At 54.1% G+C, this 1733-nt stretch carries 1 rRNA gene (cut by a window edge); it reads right to left on the bottom strand.

Going from position 1 to position 1733, the window contains the following annotated elements:
• Positions 1–24: 24 nt before the first annotated feature.
• A 23S ribosomal RNA gene (locus tag AC3WLE_RS30365) occupies positions 25–1733 on the bottom strand; it runs 1262 nt beyond the window's last position.

The following is a 1733-nucleotide window of genomic DNA, read 5'->3' as shown; positions in this document are numbered from 1 at the left end:
CACCAGGCAAAACACACTGGTTATAGGATCAAGCCTTACGGGCAATTAGTACTGGTTAGCTTAACGCATTACTGCGCTTCCACACCCAGCCTATCAACGTCCTGGTCTCGAACGACCCTTCAAGGAGGTCAAGCCTCCAGGGAATCCTCATCTTCAGGCGAGTTTCCCGCTTAGATGCTTTCAGCGGTTATCTCTTCCGTACATAGCTACCCTGCGATGCCTCTGGCGAGACAACAGGTACACCAGCGGTACGTCCACTCCGGTCCTCTCGTACTAGGAGCAGCCCCCGTCAAGATTCCAACGCCCACGGCAGATAGGGACCAAACTGTCTCACGACGTTTTAAACCCAGCTCACGTACCTCTTTAAATGGCGAACAGCCATACCCTTGGGACCGGCTACAGCCCCAGGATGAGATGAGCCGACATCGAGGTGCCAAACACCGCCGTCGATATGAACTCTTGGGCGGTATCAGCCTGTTATCCCCAGAGTACCTTTTATCCGTTGAGCGATGGCCCTTCCATTCAGAACCACCGGATCACTATGTCCTGCTTTCGCACCTGCTCGACTTGTCGGTCTCGCAGTTAAGCACGCTTTTGCCATTGCACTTTAGGTACGATGTCCGACCGTACCAAGCGTACCTTCGAACTCCTCCGTTACACTTTGGGAGGAGACCGCCCCAGTCAAACTGCCTACCATGCACTGTCCCCGACCCGGATTCACGGGCCAAGGTTAGAACCTCAAACAAACCAGGGTGGTATTTCAAGGACGGCTCCACGTGAACTAGCGTCCACGCTTCAAAGCCTCCCACCTATCCTACACAGATCGGTTCAAAGTCCAATGCAAAGCTACAGTAAAGGTTCATGGGGTCTTTCCGTCTAGCCGCGGGGAGATTGCATCATCACAAACACTTCAACTTCGCTGAGTCTCGGGAGGAGACAGTGTGGCCATCGTTACGCCATTCGTGCAGGTCGGAACTTACCCGACAAGGAATTTCGCTACCTTAGGACCGTTATAGTTACGGCCGCCGTTTACCGGGACTTCAATCAAGAGCTTGCACCCCATCATTTAATCTTCCGGCACCGGGCAGGCGTCACACCCTATACGTCCACTTTCGTGTTTGCAGAGTGCTGTGTTTTTATTAAACAGTCGCAGCCACCATTTTATTGCAACCCCTTCACCCTTCTGGCGCAGGCCAGTCAAGCTACCAGGGCGTACCTTATCCCGAAGTTACGGTACCAATTTGCCGAGTTCCTTCTCCCGAGTTCTCTCAAGCGCCTTAGAATACTCATCTCGCCCACCTGTGTCGGTTTGCGGTACGGTCTCGTATGACTGAAGCTTAGAGGCTTTTCTTGGAACCACTTCCAATTGCTTCGCAGCACTAGGCCGCTCGCCCCACATCCTTGAATCCCGCGCCCGGATTTGCCTGAGCGCCTTCTCCAATGCAGGGACCGGGACTTCCAACACCCGGACAACCTTCCGCGATCCGTCCCCCCATCGCATCATACGACGGTGCAGGAATATTAACCTGCTTCCCATCAGCTACGCATCTCTGCCTCGCCTTAGGGGCCGACTCACCCTACGCCGATGAACGTTGCGTAGGAAACCTTGGGCTTACGGCGAGGGGGCCTTTCACCCCCTTTATCGCTACTCATGTCAGCATTCGCACTTCTGATACCTCCAGCATCCTTTACAAGACACCTTCACAGGCTTACAGAACGCTCTCCTACCACGC

The organism is Cupriavidus sp. FW306-1B-F12B, assembly GCF_058781795.1.
Note: the sequence above shows the minus strand (reverse complement) of the source record. Positions and strands in the feature narration are given on the sequence as shown.